The organism is Brevibacillus sp. AY1 (genome assembly GCF_029870785.1).
GTDB lineage: Bacteria > Bacillota > Bacilli > Brevibacillales > Brevibacillaceae > Brevibacillus > Brevibacillus invocatus.
On record NZ_JAFLPN010000009.1, the window covers coordinates 89093 to 105359 of the forward strand.

At 52.9% G+C, this 16267-nt stretch carries 18 protein-coding genes; 17 read left to right on the forward strand and 1 reads right to left on the reverse strand.

The window, feature by feature from the left end:
* Positions 1–3: 3 nt before the first annotated feature.
* From JZI27_RS10370 to JZI27_RS10380, 3 genes are read left to right on the forward strand one after another with little or no spacing between them, the layout of a single operon-like run.
* Positions 4–1146 (forward strand): mannitol-1-phosphate 5-dehydrogenase, encoded by a 1143-nt coding sequence (locus JZI27_RS10370; protein WP_280207472.1) that lies wholly within the window; start codon positions 4–6, stop codon positions 1144–1146.
* Positions 1147–1182: 36 nt separating this feature from the next.
* Complete coding sequence (ptsP, locus tag JZI27_RS10375) at positions 1183–2910, forward strand: phosphoenolpyruvate--protein phosphotransferase (protein WP_280207473.1); 1728 nt, start codon at positions 1183–1185, stop codon at positions 2908–2910.
* A 12-nt stretch (positions 2911–2922) separates the two neighbouring features.
* Positions 2923–3180, forward strand: coding sequence for an HPr family phosphocarrier protein (locus JZI27_RS10380; RefSeq protein WP_122908026.1), 258 nt, complete (start codon positions 2923–2925; stop codon positions 3178–3180).
* A 72-nt stretch (positions 3181–3252) separates the two neighbouring features.
* Here the strand turns inward: JZI27_RS10380 and JZI27_RS10385 are convergent, their stop codons facing one another.
* Positions 3253–4221, reverse strand: coding sequence for a YeiH family protein (locus JZI27_RS10385; RefSeq protein ID WP_280207493.1), 969 nt, complete (start codon positions 4219–4221; stop codon positions 3253–3255).
* A gap of 236 nt (positions 4222–4457) precedes the next feature.
* On the opposite strand from JZI27_RS10385, the gene JZI27_RS10390 reads away from it, so the two are divergent.
* The 14 genes from JZI27_RS10390 to JZI27_RS10455 all read left to right on the forward strand — a co-directional run bounded on the left by JZI27_RS10390 (position 4458) and on the right by JZI27_RS10455 (position 16255).
* Complete coding sequence (locus JZI27_RS10390; RefSeq protein WP_280207474.1) at positions 4458–5354, forward strand: LysR family transcriptional regulator; 897 nt, start codon at positions 4458–4460, stop codon at positions 5352–5354.
* Between the two features lie 226 nt (positions 5355–5580).
* Complete coding sequence (gene eutL, locus JZI27_RS10395; protein WP_280207475.1) at positions 5581–6231, forward strand: ethanolamine utilization microcompartment protein EutL; 651 nt, start codon at positions 5581–5583, stop codon at positions 6229–6231.
* Between the two features lie 27 nt (positions 6232–6258).
* Entirely contained in the window at positions 6259–6660 is a 402-nt protein-coding gene (locus JZI27_RS10400) for a BMC domain-containing protein (RefSeq protein ID WP_280207476.1), read from the forward strand.
* Positions 6657–8144, forward strand: a complete 1488-nt coding sequence (locus JZI27_RS10405) for an acetaldehyde dehydrogenase (acetylating) (protein WP_280207477.1) — start codon at positions 6657–6659, stop codon at positions 8142–8144. Before JZI27_RS10400 ends, JZI27_RS10405 begins: the two co-directional genes overlap by 4 nt.
* A gap of 54 nt (positions 8145–8198) precedes the next feature.
* Positions 8199–8486, forward strand: coding sequence for an ethanolamine utilization microcompartment protein EutM (gene eutM / locus JZI27_RS10410; RefSeq protein ID WP_005827515.1), 288 nt, complete (start codon positions 8199–8201; stop codon positions 8484–8486).
* Between the two features lie 6 nt (positions 8487–8492).
* Positions 8493–9272 (forward strand): phosphate propanoyltransferase, encoded by a 780-nt coding sequence (pduL, locus tag JZI27_RS10415; RefSeq protein WP_251242703.1) that lies wholly within the window; start codon positions 8493–8495, stop codon positions 9270–9272.
* A 14-nt stretch (positions 9273–9286) separates the two neighbouring features.
* Positions 9287–10105 carry a hypothetical protein gene (locus JZI27_RS10420; protein WP_280207494.1) on the forward strand — a complete coding sequence of 273 codons (819 nt, stop codon included), beginning with the start codon at positions 9287–9289 and terminating at the stop codon, positions 10103–10105.
* Positions 10106–10109: 4 nt separating this feature from the next.
* Entirely contained in the window at positions 10110–10397 is a 288-nt protein-coding gene (locus JZI27_RS10425; RefSeq protein ID WP_122908019.1) for a EutN/CcmL family microcompartment protein, read from the forward strand.
* Between the two features lie 3 nt (positions 10398–10400).
* Positions 10401–10742 carry an ethanolamine utilization microcompartment protein EutS gene (eutS, locus tag JZI27_RS10430; RefSeq protein WP_122908018.1) on the forward strand — a complete coding sequence of 114 codons (342 nt, stop codon included), beginning with the start codon at positions 10401–10403 and terminating at the stop codon, positions 10740–10742.
* On the forward strand, positions 10739–11182 hold the full coding sequence (locus tag JZI27_RS10435; RefSeq protein ID WP_280207478.1) for a EutP/PduV family microcompartment system protein: 444 nt from the start codon (positions 10739–10741) through the stop codon (positions 11180–11182). The genes eutS and JZI27_RS10435 overlap by 4 nt, the downstream gene beginning before the upstream one ends.
* Positions 11183–11257: 75 nt before the next feature.
* Positions 11258–12721 (forward strand): sensor histidine kinase, encoded by a 1464-nt coding sequence (locus JZI27_RS10440; protein WP_280207479.1) that lies wholly within the window; start codon positions 11258–11260, stop codon positions 12719–12721.
* A complete protein-coding gene (locus JZI27_RS10445; RefSeq protein WP_459562682.1) occupies positions 12684–13280 on the forward strand; it encodes an ANTAR domain-containing response regulator in 597 nt (198 codons plus the stop codon). Before JZI27_RS10440 ends, JZI27_RS10445 begins: the two co-directional genes overlap by 38 nt.
* A gap of 134 nt (positions 13281–13414) precedes the next feature.
* Positions 13415–14875 (forward strand): ethanolamine ammonia-lyase reactivating factor EutA, encoded by a 1461-nt coding sequence (locus JZI27_RS10450; protein WP_251242699.1) that lies wholly within the window; start codon positions 13415–13417, stop codon positions 14873–14875.
* A gap of 18 nt (positions 14876–14893) precedes the next feature.
* Positions 14894–16255: an ethanolamine ammonia-lyase subunit EutB gene (locus JZI27_RS10455; protein WP_122908013.1), complete on the forward strand. Its 1362-nt coding sequence runs from the start codon at positions 14894–14896 to the stop codon at positions 16253–16255.
* The last annotated feature ends 12 nt before the right edge of the window (positions 16256–16267 follow it).

Consider the following 16267-nt stretch of genomic DNA (forward strand, 5'->3'; position numbering starts at 1 on the left):
GTCATGAAAAAGGCCGTACATTTTGGAGCTGGAAATATTGGGCGTGGCTTTATCGGTCTGCTCCTGAATCAGGCAGGCTACGAGGTCGTGTTTGTCGATGTGAATCAGGAATTGGTCGAAGAGCTGCAGTCCAGGCAAGCGTATCAGGTTCAACTGGCGATGGAGGGAGCTCCGTTGACGACCGTTGAGGGTGTTACGGCAATAGATGGTCGCGATGAAAGTGCCGTAGCTGACGCGATCGCAGGCGCTGACCTTGTCACAACAGCAGTGGGGCCACATGTGCTCCCCCACATTGCGGCGGCCATAGCGCAGGGTATTTCCCGGCGAATAAAAGGAAACCAATGTACCTTAAACGTGATTGCCTGTGAAAACATGATTGGCGGAAGCGAGCACTTGAAGCAGCATGTGTTTCGCTTTTTGGACGAAGAGTCTCAGAGCAGGGCAGACCAGCTGATCGGTTTTCCAAATGCTGCCGTGGATCGCATCGTACCCTTGCAGCAGCATGAAGATAAGCTGCTCGTGACAGTAGAGCCTTTTTTTGAATGGGTCGTGGATCAATCTCAAGTGATCGGGGAATTGCCGCAGATCGAAGGCGTTACGTATGTGGATCGCATCTGGCCATATATTGAGAGAAAGCTGTTTACCGTCAATACAGGTCATGCTGTCATCGCTTATCTGGGTTATCAGAAGGGGATTGCCACCATCCATGAGTCGATAAAGGATGATTCCATTTTGAAAGCCGTTCGTGGAGCCTTGGAAGAAACGGGAGCCTTGCTGGAGCAAAAGCATGGCTTTGACAAGGACACGCAAGACAAGTACAGGGAGAAAATTCTGGAGCGATTCACCAACCCCATACTGGCCGACCGGGTGACTCGAGTAGGACGCAGCCCGATCCGCAAGCTTTCCCCGAATGATCGGCTGGTGGGGCCGGCGATGCAATGTGTGGAAAAAGGAATTGTACCCGAATATCTGGGCTTGGCTATTGCTGCAGCTCTGCGGTTCGATGACCGAGAAGATCCGGAAGCTGTGAGCATCCAGCAGGATATTCAACAGTCAGGGTTGAAGCAGGCGTTGCACAAACATACAAACATACCGGAAGGACATCCGCTTGAGGCGATCATACTCAGACACGCAGCGTCTCTATAACGGATGCAAGGTATAGATGGGAAAGGTGGGAGTCAGATGTCTCGAAAAATTACGGGTGTGAAAGCTTCAGCGGGGATTGTAATCGGCAAAGCGCTGCTACTGGACAATTCGGATTTGCACATTCAGTCCGTCTTGGTCGAAGATACCGGCACTGAAATGAGTCGTTTTCGGGAAGCTTTGGAGAAAGCAAAAGAGGATCTGCTGGACATCAGCGAGCGTGTAGAGCAGGAGTTGGGGACGGAGCATGCGGATATTTTCAGAGCGCATCTGATGGTCCTCGAAGACCCGGAATTGGTCGATACGGTACAGGCCAAGATCGAGCAGGAGAAAGTCAATGCAGAGCATGCCATGCATGAGGTGGCACAGAGCTTTATCAGGCTATTCGAGCAGATGGATAATGAATACATGAGAGAGCGTGCGTCGGACATTCGGGATGTGACGAAGCGAGTTCTCTCACACTTGATGGGCGTAGAGCTGTCTGTGCCCAGCCAATTGCAGGATGAAGTGATTATTGTGGCCAAGGATTTGACTCCGTCGGATACAGCTCAATTGGATCGACGCTTTGTAAAAGGCTTTGTCACGGATATCGGCGGACGCACGTCGCACTCTGCCATCATGGCACGGTCGATGGGAATTCCCGCTGTCGTAGGCACGCGTGACATGACGCGTGAGGCACAGGCTGGTGTAACCCTGATTGTGGACGGACACGAGGGAATCGTGATCATTGATCCGAGCGAAGAAGAGATTGCGGCCTATCAGGAGCAGCAAATCCTATACGACAAGCAAAAAGAGGAATGGGCACAACTCGTGGGGACAAAGACGATGAGTAGAGACGGCCATCATGTGGAGCTGGCAGCCAACATCGGAAGTCCGCAGGATTTGACTGACGTACTGGCCAATGGGGCTGAAGGAGTCGGGCTGTTCCGCACGGAGTTCCTGTATATGGGGCGAGACGAATTGCCGACTGAAGAGGAGCAGTTCCAAGCATACAAGCAAGTGCTGGAACTAATGGATGGAAAGCCAGTCGTGATCCGCACACTCGATATCGGTGGCGACAAGCAACTCCCTTACTTGGACTTGCCGGAAGAAATGAATCCATTCCTGGGATTTCGGGCCATCAGGTTGTGTCTGGACAATCAGGATCTGTTCCGAACGCAGCTGCGCGCCCTGCTGCGAGCCAGTGTTCACGGCAACCTGAAGATCATGTTCCCGATGATCGCAACGCTGGAGGAATTCAGACAGGCAAAAGCGATCCTGGAGGAAGAGAAGCAAAGCATGCAGGACAAAGGCTTTGTTTTCACACAGCCATTCGAAGTGGGGATCATGGTTGAAATCCCGGCAGCCGCGATGATGGCGGACGTATTTGCAAATGAAGTGGACTTTTTCAGTATCGGCACCAATGATCTCATCCAGTATACCCTGGCAGCAGATCGCATGAATGAACGGGTTGCGTACCTGTACCAGCCATATCACCCAGCCGTACTGCGCTTGATTCGTCAAGTGATTGAGGCGGCACATGCCAAAGGAAAATGGGTAGGAATGTGCGGAGAAATGGCGGGCGATCTCGTAGCGATCCCGATTTTGTTGGGGATGGGACTGGACGAATTCAGCATGAGTGCCAGCAGCATATTGCCTGCTCGCCAGCTGATCAGCAGAATGAGCCGTGATGAAAAGGCAAAGGATACGGAACAGATCCTGTCGATGAGCACCTCGGAACAGGTCGAGGATTTTGTGAAAATCCAGCTAGCAAAGGCTGACAACTAGGGGGTACTTCAGATGGTAGAAAAGAAAATCGTCATCGGGCTGTCACATGGTCTTCATGCGAGACCTGCTGCCAGCTTCGTGAAAATGGCAACCAGCTTTACCAGCGAGATCAAGCTGGTGAAAAACGATAAAAACGTCAACGGCAAAAGCATTATGGGCGTTATGGCCTCCGCGATTGCCAAAGGCGACGAAATTACGTTGATCGCGGACGGATCAGATGAAGTGGAAGCTTTGGCGGCGTTGGAGAAAATGCTGTTGGAGGACGAGTAGGCACGCATAGAGCAAGATAAAAAAAAGCAGCCCTTGCACGGTGTGATTGATCCGTGCAAGGGCTGTTTTTGGTTATATCAATAAAAACGTCAACATGGATAGCAAAACGGAAGTTACGGTCATGGCGATTAACGGACGAGATGCTTTACGCAGATCGCGCAGATGAATGTTCAGACCCAGTCCTACCATGGCCATTGCCAGAATAAAAGTGGTGACGGCCGCTGTAGTCGAGTGAAAGGCTTCGTTCACAGGGATGTGGGTACCCAGAACGTAGCTGCCGAACAAGCTCATGAAGAGGAAACCGAGCAGGAACCAGGGAAAGGCGATTTTGGTATGGCGATCGCCATCCGTATTTCCTTTTCGCTTCATGATCAATAGCAGCACCAGACAGAGCGGAACCAGCAGCAATACACGTCCCAGCTTGGCTAGCAAAGCCATCGCCAAGGCGTCCTCTCCAGCAGGTGCAGCAGCCAATGCGACATGCGCCAGCTCGTGCAGACTCAACCCGGACCAAATCCCATACTCGACCGCTGTGGCAGGCAAAAACGGCAGGAGGATGGTATACATCACCGCGAACAACGTGCCCATGAGCGCAATCATCCCTACACTGATCGCTGTCTCATCGTCTTTTGCCCGTACGATGGGTGACACGGCAGCGATAGCAGCAGCGCCACATACGCCTGTCCCGACACCGACCAGCAGAGAGAGCTTGGGTTCGGCTTTCAGCCATTTGGCGATCAGCAGCGTGAGGAGAATGGAAAATACGATGACTCCAGCGTCGTATACAAGCAGTCCAAGTCCTTCGGAGAAAATGACCTCAATATTCAGCTTTAATCCATATAGAATAATGGCTGTGCGAAGCAACTGCTTGGCGGAGAATTGAATCCCGGTGCGTAGAGCCTCCGGGTAACCGAAAAGCTGTCGATAGGCGACAGCGATAAAAATCGCGCAAGCCATCGGGCCGACACGGTCAAAGAAAGGAACCTTGGACAATCCGTAGCCCAATAAGGCTACCAGGAATGTAAAAGCAATGCCTCCCATCCACAAAGGAAGAGAAGCCTGATTTCTTGCCGGGGCAGGTACCGTGGTGGTAGATGTTGCCTGGTTATCTACAGCAAGCTTGCTGTTACGATGGGGTTGAATGCCCAAACTATCAGTCCTCCTCAAGTTCTACACTCTCAGCATACGGGATTCACTTGTATAAGGAAAATAAATCATTGCTATAATGATGATAAGTAATTGCGTATAATAGTGAGGAGAAGCGGAGGGATAGACAGATGGAGCAACAATTGCGCGTGCTGATTACGGTAGCAGAGCGTCAAAATTTTTCCCGCGCAGCAGAAGAGCTGCACATGACGCAGCCAGCGGTGAGCCAATATATCAAATCGCTGGAGCAGACGCTTGGCTGCAAGCTGTTGGAGCGCAGCAACAAATTCGTCCGCTTGAACAAGGCTGGTGAAATCGTCTATCACCATGGCAAAGAAATCCTGGGCCTGTACGAACACATGCAGAACCTGGTGCATGATTTGATGCATACGCCGAGCGGCCACTTGACGATTGGGGCCAGTTACACATACGGGGAATACGTACTGCCGCATGTAATTGCCAGGTTGCGCGAGCTGTATCCGCTGATTACACCGACCATCACGATCCACAATTCGCGCGTCATTTCAGCACAGGTAGCTACACGCGAGCTGGATGTCGGGATCGTCGAGAGTGAATATGCAGGGGATAAGTTGGAAATGGAGCCTTTTGCAGATGACCGGATGTACATGATCGTCTCACCGGATCATCGATTGGCTCACCAAAAGGAGGTCAGCAGGGAGGAACTGGCGGAAGAAACCTGGATTGTGCGTGAAGAAGGCTCTGGCACCAGGGAAGCAGCGGAAAAAATGTTCCGTGATTTGCAGATCGTGCCAAGAAAACGCATGGAATTCGGCAGTACCCAGATCATCAAGGAATCGGTGGAAGCTGGACTGGGTATCAGTCTGATTTCCTTTTGGGCGATTCGCAAAGAGCGGAGACTAGGCACGCTGAGCACCTTGAAAATAGCAGGAACGCCTGTGACACGAAAATTTTCGTTGGTCACGCAGTCCCATTCATTTCACACGAAAGCTTTGGAGCTTTTTCTTGATCTGCTGCGCAAGCACAAGACTCTGCCTGAAGAGGGATGATTCTGCGAAAACGCTTGCATTTTCTGCTTCCTTGTCATACAGTAGAGACACGGATAAAGTGACAGAATATACGAACATTTTATCCAACAAGTGAACATGTAAAAGGCAAAGGTGCCAGGAACAAGAGGGTTGCTCCCTGTTGTTTTGGCGCCTTTTTTGTTGTGTCATCATGTAAATTTTGCGCTGAAACACAAAGAAAAGTCGGTTGGAAAGGAGCGTGACAGGCATGGAAAAACCAATTCGCGCAACACCGCTTGCCGTACGACTGATTCCGAACGTGGACCCACAATTTGCAGAAAAGCTCAATCTGCCTTCGCACATACGCAGCTTGGGTCTTTTAACCTCGACGATTGACGATGTCGGGTACACGGCCATCGATGAGGCGACGAAAAAGGCGGTTGTAGAAGTGGTGTATGCCAAATCGTTTTACGCAGGCTCAGGCCATGCTTCCGGTCCGCTGTCAGGCGAGTTTATCGGAATCATTGGAGGAGCGACGCCATCGGAGGTGCAGAGCGGTCTGGATGCAGCGGTTTCGTTTATGGAGGGCGGAGCGTGTTTTTACGCATTAAACGAAGAGGGTACTCATGCTTATTACGCCCACGTCGTCTCGCGTACGGGGAGCTATTTGTCCGGGATGGCGTCCATTCCAGAGGGAGAACCGTTGGCCTATCTGATTGCGCCGCCTTTGGAAGCCATGTACGGCATCGATGCAGCACTGAAGGCAGCAGATGTAAAAATGGTGCAATTCTACGGTCCGCCCACGGAGACCAACTTCGGTGGTGGCTTGCTGACTGGAAGCCAATCGGCCTGCACAGCGGCTGCGGAAGCTTTTGCCGAAGCGGTGAGAAGTGTGGCGCGGCAGCCAGTCAAACGATAGAGAAGAGAGTAGCAGGAGGATAACGATATGAACGTTCAAGCCTACGCACTCGGCATGATCGAAACGCTGGGACTACCTGCTTTGGTCGCTGCCGCTGATGCCGCTGCTAAGGCAGCGGATGTCCGGGTCGTGGCGTATGAGGGAGTAGATGCGGGAATCGTGACCGTTTACGTGATCGGAGATGTGTCTTCCGTGCAAGCAGCGGTAGAGGCTGGATCGGAAGCAGCACGCCGAGTAGGGCGACTGCTTCACTCGCACGTCATTCCCCGGCCAGATGATCAGGTGCCGAAGCTAATCAGGCAGTTGGCAAATCCGCCTTCCAAGGAGGAAAGCCCACCGACCAAAACAAAAGCGACAGGAAAAAAGAGTGACCGGGATCGTCAGGAAACCGCGCAGACACAGGATGAGGGAGGTGAGCTGACATCATGATGCTGGATGCGGATCTTTCTTCCATTCAGGAAGTGCGCACAGCTCTCGCTCAAGCCAGGGACGCGCAAAACAAGCTTGCCACCTACAGTCAGGAGCAGATAGACGCCATCGTAGCGGCGATGTCTGCGGCAGGGATGGAAGCAGCTGAGAGGCTGGCGGCAATGGCCGTAGAGGAAACTGGCTTTGGCAACGTTGCAGATAAAAAGGCAAAGAATCTGTTCGCTGCCAGGGATGTATACGAAGCGATGAAAGCCCAAAGAACGGTCGGCATCATCCGCAAAGATGAGGAAAACAAGGTATGGGAGGTAGCGCATCCTGTAGGCATCATCGCGGGAATCGTCCCGTCTACCAATCCGACGTCCACCGCCATGTTCAAGGCAATGATTGCCGTAAAGGCAGGGAATGCGATCATCATCAGCCCACATCCATCCGCCGCAACGTGTACATGGGAAGCGACCAACTTGATGGTGCAGGCCGCTGTGAAGGCAGGGGCGCCGGAAGGCTTGATCCACTGTATCCGTACCCCCACCTTGCAGGCGACACAGGAACTCATGAAGCACAAGCTGACCGATCTGATTCTGGCAACGGGTGGAACGCAGATGGTCAAGGCAGCCTATAGCTCTGGCAAGCCAGCGTACGGCGTAGGACCGGGTAACGTCCCTGTCTATATCCACCAGAGCGCGGATTTGAGCCAGGCAGCGAAACAATTGGTCCAGAGCAAGACCTTTGATTACGGAACGATCTGCGCGTCGGAGCAGGCTATGATCGTCGACGAGAGCATCAAGCTCCAGTGGGTGGATGCGCTCAAGCGTGAGGGAGCCTATTTTCTCGATGAACGCGAAAAAGAAAAAGTGGCAGCAGTCATCTTGGTCAACGGTTCGCTCAACGCCAGCCTCGTGGGGCGCTCACCGCATAAGATCGCAGAGATGGCAGGCATCACGATCTCTCCCCAGACACGTGTCCTGATCGGTGAGGAAACCAAGGTGGGCAAAGCCTTCCCGTTTTCTGTCGAGAAGCTGGCCCCCATTCTTGCCATGTACACCGCTCAGGACACACAGGCAGGTTTTGGGCTTTGTCGGGAGCTGCTGGAGCTGGGTGGCCTGGGGCACACGGCAGGCATTCATGCACAGGATCAATCGGTGATAGAAGCATATGGCAAAGCCATGCCTGCTTCCAGGATTGCGGTCAATACTGGTACGACGTTCGGAGGAATTGGAGCAACGACAGGCATCCTGCCTTCGCTGACTCTTGGCTGTGGGGCGCTTGGCAACAACATTACCTCCGACAATATCGGCCCCGCACATCTTTTCAACATCAAGCGAGTTGCGTTTGGCATTCGGGAAATGCCGGAATCGCAAAGGGGAAAGGGTGAAGTCGATTCGGCGCAGGAAGCCGTCGTGCAGGCTCTTTCCGGGATGAACATCTCGATCAACCGAGATGAAATCAAAAGCATTATTCAATCGGTTCTCGCCGAGATGAAGTGAAGAACGATGGCAACCAGGTAAGTCTGGTTGGACCACTAAAAGGAGGAAGAGAAAATGGCAGGAGAAATGTCCGCACTTGGAATGGTAGAAACAAAAGGATTGGTTGGGGCCGTAGAAGCGGCAGACGCGATGGTCAAGGCGGCCAATGTCAAATTGATCGGCAAGGTGCACGTAGGCGGAGGTCTGGTCACCGTCATGGTACGTGGTGATGTGGGAGCGGTGAAGGCGTCGACGGATGCAGGAGCGGCTGCTGCGGAAAAGGTGGGCGAATTGGTATCGGTGCACGTGATTCCGCGTCCTCACGGCGATATTGAGCTGATTCTGCCGAAGCTAGAAGGATAAAGCCCGATGTCATTGATCACAGAGTCCGCTTTGCGAGCCATGCACAAATCCGGCATACCCACGCCTTTTCTTTTGGGAAAGGGAGACAGATTGACTCCGGCAGCAGCAGACTTCTTGAAGGGGAGAGGAATCCCAGTGAAAGCGTTCGATGACCAGGCAGCCAGCAATCAGGCAGCCCAGGCAGCACAAGAAATCCCGCTTGGCGTGTCCAATCGCCATGTCCATCTGTCCCCTGAGCACGTGGAAAGACTTTTTGGAAAGAACCATCAGCTGACTCCGATGCGCGAGCTCTCCCAGCCCGGACAGTTTGCTTGCGAGGAGACCGTCACACTGGTGGGACCAAAAGGAAGCATTCACGGTGTACGAATTCTTGGCCCAGCTCGCCACGATACCCAGGTGGAGATTTCGCGCACAGACGGCTTCGTGCTTGGAGTAGCAGCTCCCCTTCGCATGTCGGGGGATATCGAAGGGACACCTGGCTTGGTGCTGGTGACAGGCAGAGGGACCGTTGTGTTGGAGAAAGGCGTCATCGTAGCCAAGCGCCATGTCCACATGTCCCCGCAGGATACCCAGCAATTTCAGGTGCAGGATGGAGACACGCTGATTTTGGAGACTCAAACAGACCGGCCGATTCTTTATCCGGATGTCGTCGTTCGTGTCGACAAGCGCTATGCCTTGGATTTCCACGTCGATCTGGATGAGGGCAACGCAGCCAATGTAAAAACGGGTGACCGGGTGAAGGTGATCGGGAAAAACGGCCAGTTTTACTCCGACTATCGGAGGTGATACACGAGATGCAGATCAACATGAGAGAGATGGTAGAAGCCATTACCAAGGAGATTTTGCAATCCCTCACGCAGGAAGAGCAGCAAAAGGCACCGCGCATCCTGTATGTCTTTTGTGACAGCCAGGCACATGAAGCGTATGCAGATCACTTCATTCAGCTGAAAAAGCACGGGATTTGTCACGATCTGCTCTTTTTGGACGGGGAGACCTCCTCTTGGCTGGGCATGCATAAAATCGAGTGCGGAGGAGCCGGGAAAATCATTGCCGCAGATGAGTATGCCCCAGCCCCCATCGAAGTTCCCGAGCAGTATGCGGGTATTGTCATACCCGAGATCGATCTCGACAATGCGGCACGCATCGCTACAGGGTTGAAAGGCACAATCAAAGCAGAGATCGTATTTGCAGCCCTGGTCACGGGTAAATTCGTCGTGGTCGGCTCCGATTCGCCCGGCTTGAAAAGAGCCGATCGCCGCACACTCCAAACACTTACCCTGCCACCTGCCTACGAAAGGATTTTTCAAGGCCATGTCGAGCAGATGAAGGAACTGGGAGTGGAGTTCATCGAGCAAAAGCGATTGGCCGAACGCGTCATCGTCAAGCTGAAAGGAAAGCAGCCGGATACGCCATCGAGGAATAAAGCTCCCGTTCAGACTTGGGGTGGCGAGCTGGAGGACACGTTTGCAGGAAAGCTGCTGACTGCGGACTGGATCCGGTCCCAGCCTCAGCTTCGAGACACGACCCTGCAGGTGAAGAAAGGAACGATTGTCTCACCGTTGGCACTTGATACCATGCGCGAGCGCGGCGTTACGATCCGCTATCTGGGAAAAGGGTGATCGCATGTTTCTGGGAAAAGTGATCGGCAGTGTCTGGGCCACGCAAAAGGAAGCGGGCATGGAAAATTTGAAGCTGATGGTGGTGCAGCCCGTCGACTGGCGTGGCCGGGAAGGCGGGCAAACGGTTATTGCAGCAGATCGGATCGGTGCCGGGATCGGGGAGCAGGTAATCGTTTCTCGCGGTACCCCAGCGCGCATTCTCTTTTCGAACAACAGTGTTCCCATCGATGCGGTGATCGTCGGAATCGTCGACTCATACGAAGTGCCGGGAGCAGCAGAAGAGGAGGATTAGGGAATGGAACAGGAACGTTCACGGGTAATCCAGGAGTTCGTTCCGGGAAAACAGGTGACACTCGCACACGTCATCGCCAATCCGGATGAGATGCTCTACACCAAGCTGGGCATCAAAGAAGCGGGAGCGATCGGAATCCTTACCTTGACTCCGACAGAGACGGCGATTATTGCCGCTGACATTGCTACCAAGGCAGCAGATGTCGAGCTCGGCTTCCTGGATCGCTTCACAGGCTCGCTGATTGTCGTGGGGGATGTTTCCGCAGTAGAAATGGCCGTAGAAGCCGTGAACCGCGTCTTGCATGAAAAGCTGCGCTTCACCCCCGCCCTGGTCACGAAGTCATGAGCAAGCGTGTGATGATCATCGGTGCGATTGAAGCGGGAAAGTCCTCGCTGATCAAAGCACTCTTTGGCGATGAGCAGCCGGCAAGGAAGACGCAAGCCTTGGAATATTGGGACTGGGCGATCGATACGCCTGGCGAGTACAGTGAGAATCCCATGTTTTACCGCACGCTGATGGCGACCGCGTTGGAAGCGGCGCTGATCGTGATGGTGCAGGATGCCTCACGTGACAGAAACTACTTTCCGCCGGGATTTGCTCAAGGCTTTCCCCAGGAATGTGTAGGGGTGATCACCAAAGTGGACCATCCAGTGGCCGATCAGCAGCGGGCGAAGGAATACTTGCGCCAGTCGATTGGCGAGGCGAGGATCTTTCCTACCTCGGCGTATACGAACGAAGGTATAGAGGAATTACGAGCTTTTTTGCAGGAGCAATTGAAACGGTAAAACCTACCTCTTTTCGGGAAGGGATATTTGTGGGAAAATTACGACAATATCACATTGCGATGAAGAGAGGTACATATGCAATCCTTGCGGGAACTTTGTCTTTCAGCTACCACGCTGTGTGAAGAGGATATTCAAATCTTGGAGGATCTGGCCGCGAAGCTGCAGATCTTTGCTGACTTGTCACAAGCGGATATGTTTATCGATTGCTCGACAACTGACCATAGCTCGGCACTGGTGGTTGCTCAAGCCTCTCCCTCTACCGCGAAGTCCTTGTACAGCGGTTCGGTCGTGGGACAATTGGCGACGGCAGTGAATGAGCCGGCCGTCATGTATTGCCTGACGACGGGAAAACCGGTGATCAGTTCGCGGGGTGTCTCCCAGGAACAGGTCGTAATGCGGCAAAGCGTGGTTCCCATCAAAAATCAAGCGGGCAGCACGATTGGCACGCTGATCACGGAACAGGATATTTCCAAGCAGGTGGAACAGGAAAAGAACGTGGAAATGCTCAAGGAAACGACAGAGCATCTGAGTGAAACCCTGATTCAATTCGCTGTGCCAGACATGCCGATCACATCGCTTCTGCACGAGGGCATGATCTTGTTTGACCAGACGGGAACCATAACGTATGCCAATGAAAGAGCGCATGAATTACTGCATCAGATCGGCTACGGGTCACCGGAGAAGGGAGTGCGCATTGAGGAAATTTTTGCTTGGCGCGTCTCTCCGGAGTATTTTGTCCGACACGGTGGCTTTATTCAGGAGGAGCTGTCCAAAGGTCGGACTTACATCATGATGAAGGCCGTTTCTTCAGCACGAAAGCCTGACATTATCGGGGGTATCATCCTGCTGCGGGATATCTCGGATATCCGTGAAAAAGAGAAGCAGCTGATGATCAAATCAGCGGTGATCAAGGAGATTCATCACCGGGTCAAAAACAATTTGCAGACGATAACCAGCCTTTTGCGCCTGCAAATGAGGCGTTCGACTTCACAGGAAATCGAAAAGGTATATCGGGAAAGCATCAATCGCATAAACAGCATCGCTATCATACATGAGTACTTGGCCCACGATGGGCTGGAAAAAATTGATTTCAAAGAAATTCTGACGAAAATATCGAAAATTATCGTCTCTTCCATGAGGCGTTCGGAGCAAGCGATCCAGGTGGTGGTGACGGGCGAATCGGTCTATTTACCTTCGAACAAGGCCACCTCGTTTGCCTTGATTGTGACGGAGCTGGTGCAAAATTGCATGATCCACGCATTCGCTGAAATGCAAGAGGGTGTGATCGCGCTCGAGCTTGTTCCCAAGGAGGACTTTGTCAGCCTGTCCGTGACGGATAACGGCATTGGCATGGCAGACATGCAGCACGTTTTGGAGAAGGGACATTTAGGGTTGAAGATCGTGGATACGCTCGTCCGAGAAGACCTCGAGGGCACGATCCACTTCCGAAATACAGGCAATGGCACGGAGGTTACCATTCTCTATCCGATTCATAAGGAGGATGCAGATGACACAGCCCAAGATTATCGTAGTGGATGATGAACCCATCATTCGCATGGATTTGCGCGAGATGCTGGAAAACGAGGGATATCTGGTTGTCGCGGAGGCCAAAAATGGCGAAGAGGCAGTTTCGTTGGCTCATCGCCACAAGCCTGACCTGATCATCATGGATGTGAAAATGCCCATACTAAATGGCGTCAAGGCCAGCCAAATCATCCGCTCCTTTTCGGACAGCTCGATTCTCCTGCTGACGGCGTACAGTCAGAAGGAGCTGATCCAGGATGCACGCAAGGCGGGTGTGACCGCTTATCTGGTGAAGCCGATCTCGGAGGAGGACTTGATACCTGCAGTGGAGATCGCGCTCAGCCAGAAGGAAAAGGAAGTGGCGCTCAAACGGGATATTGACGAGCTAAAGCAAAAAATCGAGGATCGCAAAGCCGTAGAAAAGGCAAAAGGAAAGCTGATGGGAAGCCTTTCGCTGGAAGAAGGCGCTGCCTACCGCTGGATGCAGCAAGTAAGCATGCAACGACGCGTGCCGCTGGTGAAGCTTGCCCAGGAAATATTGGCAGGTGAGCACAAGATAGAGCCTCTCGCTTAGAACACAAGGCAAGTGAGAGCGACAAGTGAACAGCGACCCAGGCAAAGGTGCCTGAACGATTCCGAATGCGCGTGTATTCGGTTGTTCAGGCATCTTTTCGTATTTCTGAAGGTCACAGCTTCAAGGAGGGGGCTATGGAGGAGCAATGGATTAAAAGTGTCGGAATTGACGTGGGAACCAGTACGACTAAAATGATCGTCAGCAGGCTGAGGCTGGGACGCATGTCCAGTACCTTTTCGTTGCCGCGCTTTCAGATCGTGGAAAGGCAGCTGCTCTATGCCAGTCCAGTCCATGCCACCCCTCTCCTTGGGGCAGATGAGGTTGATGCAGAGAGGATCGGAGCCATTTTGAGGGATGAGTATAAAAAGGCCGAGATCAGCCTGTCCGAGATCAAGTCGGGAGCAGTGATCATTACGGGTGAAACAGCGAGTAAAAAGAACGCGCAGCATATTTTGCACCTGCTGGCTGAACGATCGGGTGATTTTGTTGTCGCGACAGCGGGAGCTGACCTCGAAGGCGTTTTGGCTGGAAAAGGAGCAGGAGCACAAAAGCGTTCTCAATCCATTCAAGGCAACATCGTCAATGTAGATATCGGTGGAGGGACCGCAAACGCCGCTTTCTTTTACAGGGGAAGGGCGATTGCAACAGTTACGTTTCACGTCGGGGGCCGCTTGATACGGCTCGATGAACAGGGGAGAATTCAGTATGTTTCTCCCCATATCGGCTCGTGGCTTGCAGCGAAAAATTTGTATGTGCAGATAGGTCAGACCGTCACCTTTGAGCAAATCGAGGAAGTAGCCCGACAGATGGGACGGAGCATGCTGGATTATCTCAGCGGCAAAGAGAGGAAAGTATCCGGGTTGCTCGTAACAGGAGGGCATCTGCAAGAGGTACTCCCGATTGAGGAGCTGTCCATCTCAGGCGGGGTTGGCGAGTTGATGCGTACCCAACAGGTAGGAAATATAGCAGAAGTGAGTCGATACGGTGATTTTGGCCCCCTGCTGGGTCAAATGCTGCGGCACGAAAGGGAGCAGGGGAAGGTTGCGTTTCGCTGGACAGAGCCGGAGCAGACAGTGCGGGCGACTGTTATCGGAGCAGGGATGCAGAGCACAGAGATTAGCGGCTCCACGGTGCATATCAAGCCTGAGCTTTTACCGATCAAAAACATCCCGATCTTAAAGCTGGAATTGACCCAAGAGCATATGATTGAGCCGCTGCGACTGCGTCAGGAAGTGAGGAACGTGTACGAGCTGGGACAGCGTCTGTTTGGGGAGTCAGGTGGCATCCCCTTTGCGCTTGCTCTGTCAGGCATCGGCTACTGCTCCTATGCTTGGCTGCAGCTCTTGTCGCAGGAGCTCTCTGAACAATATACAACGATTTTCCCCAGGAGCAGGACGATGGTCGTCGTCTGTGAAACGGATATGGCCAAGGCTTTGGGGCAGGCGCTGTCACTGCGGTGCAAGGGAGTGCCTGAGATTATCTGTATTGATCAAGTACGTGTGGAATATGGTGATTACATTGATTTGGGTGAACCGATATCCGGGACGATCATTCCCGTTGTCGTAAAAACGCTTGCATTCGATGAACAGGCGTAAAAAGGAGGGGTGGATGACATGAACTTGAAAACGACAGTGCTGGGTCAAACCTATCAGTTCCGCGATCTGAAGGAGGTCTTTGCCAAAGCGAATGAAGAGAAGTCTGGCGATCAGCTGGCGGGTATTGCGGCTGCGGACTCCCGCGAACGAGTGGCCGCCAAGCAGGTGCTGGCAGATCTGACTTTGGCCGATATTCGCAACCACCCGCTAGTGCCGGCAGAAGAAGACGAGGTATCTCGGGTGATTGAAGCGGGTATCAACGAAAAGATTTACCAGGAAGTCAAAAACTGGAGTGTAGCCGAGCTGCGTGAATATATTTTGAGTCATCGTGCTGGCGATAGCGAGCTCAAGCGAATTAGCCGCGGGCTGAGCAGTGAGATGATTGCGGCAAGTGCCAAGCTGATGAGCAATCTCGATCTGGTCACAGCTGCTGCGAAGATTCGCAACATCTCGCATTGCAACATCGCAATCGGTCAGGCGGGTGTACTGGCGGCAAGGGTCCAGCCCAACCACCCGGCAGACAATGTCCAGGGCATTAAAGCAGCGATCTACGAGGGGCTGAGCTACGGAAGTGGTGACGCAGTGATCGGCATCAATCCTGTCATCGACACCGCAGATAGCGTGAAGGACATTCTGCTGATGACCAAAGAAGTGATGAACAAATGGGACATCCCTACACAAAATTGTGTACTGGCTCATGTCACGACCCAGATGAGGGCGATTCGGCAGGGGGCTCCAGCCGATCTGATCTTCCAAAGCCTGGCCGGAAGTGAAGAGGGAAATCGCGCATTTGGCATCGATGTCGCCCTGCTGGATGAAGCCGACGAGCTGATTCGCAAGGAAGGGACGGCGACAGGGCCGAACTATTGGTACTTTGAGACCGGGCAAGGCTCGGAGCTTTCAGCAGAGGCGCATTTTGGGGTCGATCAGCTGACGATGGAATCGCGTTGCTATGGATTGGCCAGAAAATACAAGCCGTTCATCGTCAATACGGTAGTCGGCTTTATCGGTCCCGAGTACTTGTACGACAGCAGACAGGTCATCCGCGCTGGCCTGGAAGACCATTACATGGGCAAAATGCACGGCTTGCCGATGGGATGCGATGTTTGCTACACCAACCATATGAAGGTAGACCAAAATGACATGGACAATCTGGGTGTGCTGCTCTCAGCAGCAGGGGTCAATTTCGTCATCGGAGTAGCGATGGCCGATGATGTCATGCTTAACTATCAGTCGACGAGCTTCCACGACATTGCTGCTTTTCGTGAAGTGCTCGGCTTACGTCCGGCCCCTGCCTTTGAAAAGTGGCTGGAGAAGATGGGGATCATGGAAAATGGCAAGCTGACCGCGATCGCAGGCGATCCGACGATCTTCATGTAAGAGGAGGAGGTG

What these genes read in the sequence shown, in the direction of transcription:
- JZI27_RS10370 (WP_280207472.1), top strand. Translation starts at nt 4, where the DNA reads ATGAAAAAGGCCGTACATTTTGGAGCTGGAAATATTGGGCGTGGCTTT.
- ptsP (WP_280207473.1), top strand. Translation starts at nt 1,183, where the DNA reads ATGTCTCGAAAAATTACGGGTGTGAAAGCTTCAGCGGGGATTGTAATC.
- JZI27_RS10380 (WP_122908026.1), top strand. Translation starts at nt 2,923, where the DNA reads ATGGTAGAAAAGAAAATCGTCATCGGGCTGTCACATGGTCTTCATGCG.
- JZI27_RS10385 (WP_280207493.1), bottom strand. Translation starts at nt 4,221, where the DNA reads ATGGGAGGCATTGCTTTTACATTCCTGGTAGCCTTATTGGGCTACGGA.
- JZI27_RS10390 (WP_280207474.1), top strand. Translation starts at nt 4,458, where the DNA reads ATGGAGCAACAATTGCGCGTGCTGATTACGGTAGCAGAGCGTCAAAAT.
- eutL (WP_280207475.1), top strand. Translation starts at nt 5,581, where the DNA reads ATGGAAAAACCAATTCGCGCAACACCGCTTGCCGTACGACTGATTCCG.
- JZI27_RS10400 (WP_280207476.1), top strand. Translation starts at nt 6,259, where the DNA reads ATGAACGTTCAAGCCTACGCACTCGGCATGATCGAAACGCTGGGACTA.
- JZI27_RS10405 (WP_280207477.1), top strand. Translation starts at nt 6,657, where the DNA reads ATGATGCTGGATGCGGATCTTTCTTCCATTCAGGAAGTGCGCACAGCT.
- eutM (WP_005827515.1), top strand. Translation starts at nt 8,199, where the DNA reads ATGGCAGGAGAAATGTCCGCACTTGGAATGGTAGAAACAAAAGGATTG.
- pduL (WP_251242703.1), top strand. Translation starts at nt 8,493, where the DNA reads ATGTCATTGATCACAGAGTCCGCTTTGCGAGCCATGCACAAATCCGGC.
- JZI27_RS10425 (WP_122908019.1), top strand. Translation starts at nt 10,110, where the DNA reads ATGTTTCTGGGAAAAGTGATCGGCAGTGTCTGGGCCACGCAAAAGGAA.
- eutS (WP_122908018.1), top strand. Translation starts at nt 10,401, where the DNA reads ATGGAACAGGAACGTTCACGGGTAATCCAGGAGTTCGTTCCGGGAAAA.
- JZI27_RS10435 (WP_280207478.1), top strand. Translation starts at nt 10,739, where the DNA reads ATGAGCAAGCGTGTGATGATCATCGGTGCGATTGAAGCGGGAAAGTCC.
- JZI27_RS10440 (WP_280207479.1), top strand. Translation starts at nt 11,258, where the DNA reads ATGCAATCCTTGCGGGAACTTTGTCTTTCAGCTACCACGCTGTGTGAA.
- JZI27_RS10445 (WP_459562682.1), top strand. Translation starts at nt 12,684, where the DNA reads ATGCAGATGACACAGCCCAAGATTATCGTAGTGGATGATGAACCCATC.
- JZI27_RS10450 (WP_251242699.1), top strand. Translation starts at nt 13,415, where the DNA reads ATGGAGGAGCAATGGATTAAAAGTGTCGGAATTGACGTGGGAACCAGT.
- JZI27_RS10455 (WP_122908013.1), top strand. Translation starts at nt 14,894, where the DNA reads ATGAACTTGAAAACGACAGTGCTGGGTCAAACCTATCAGTTCCGCGAT.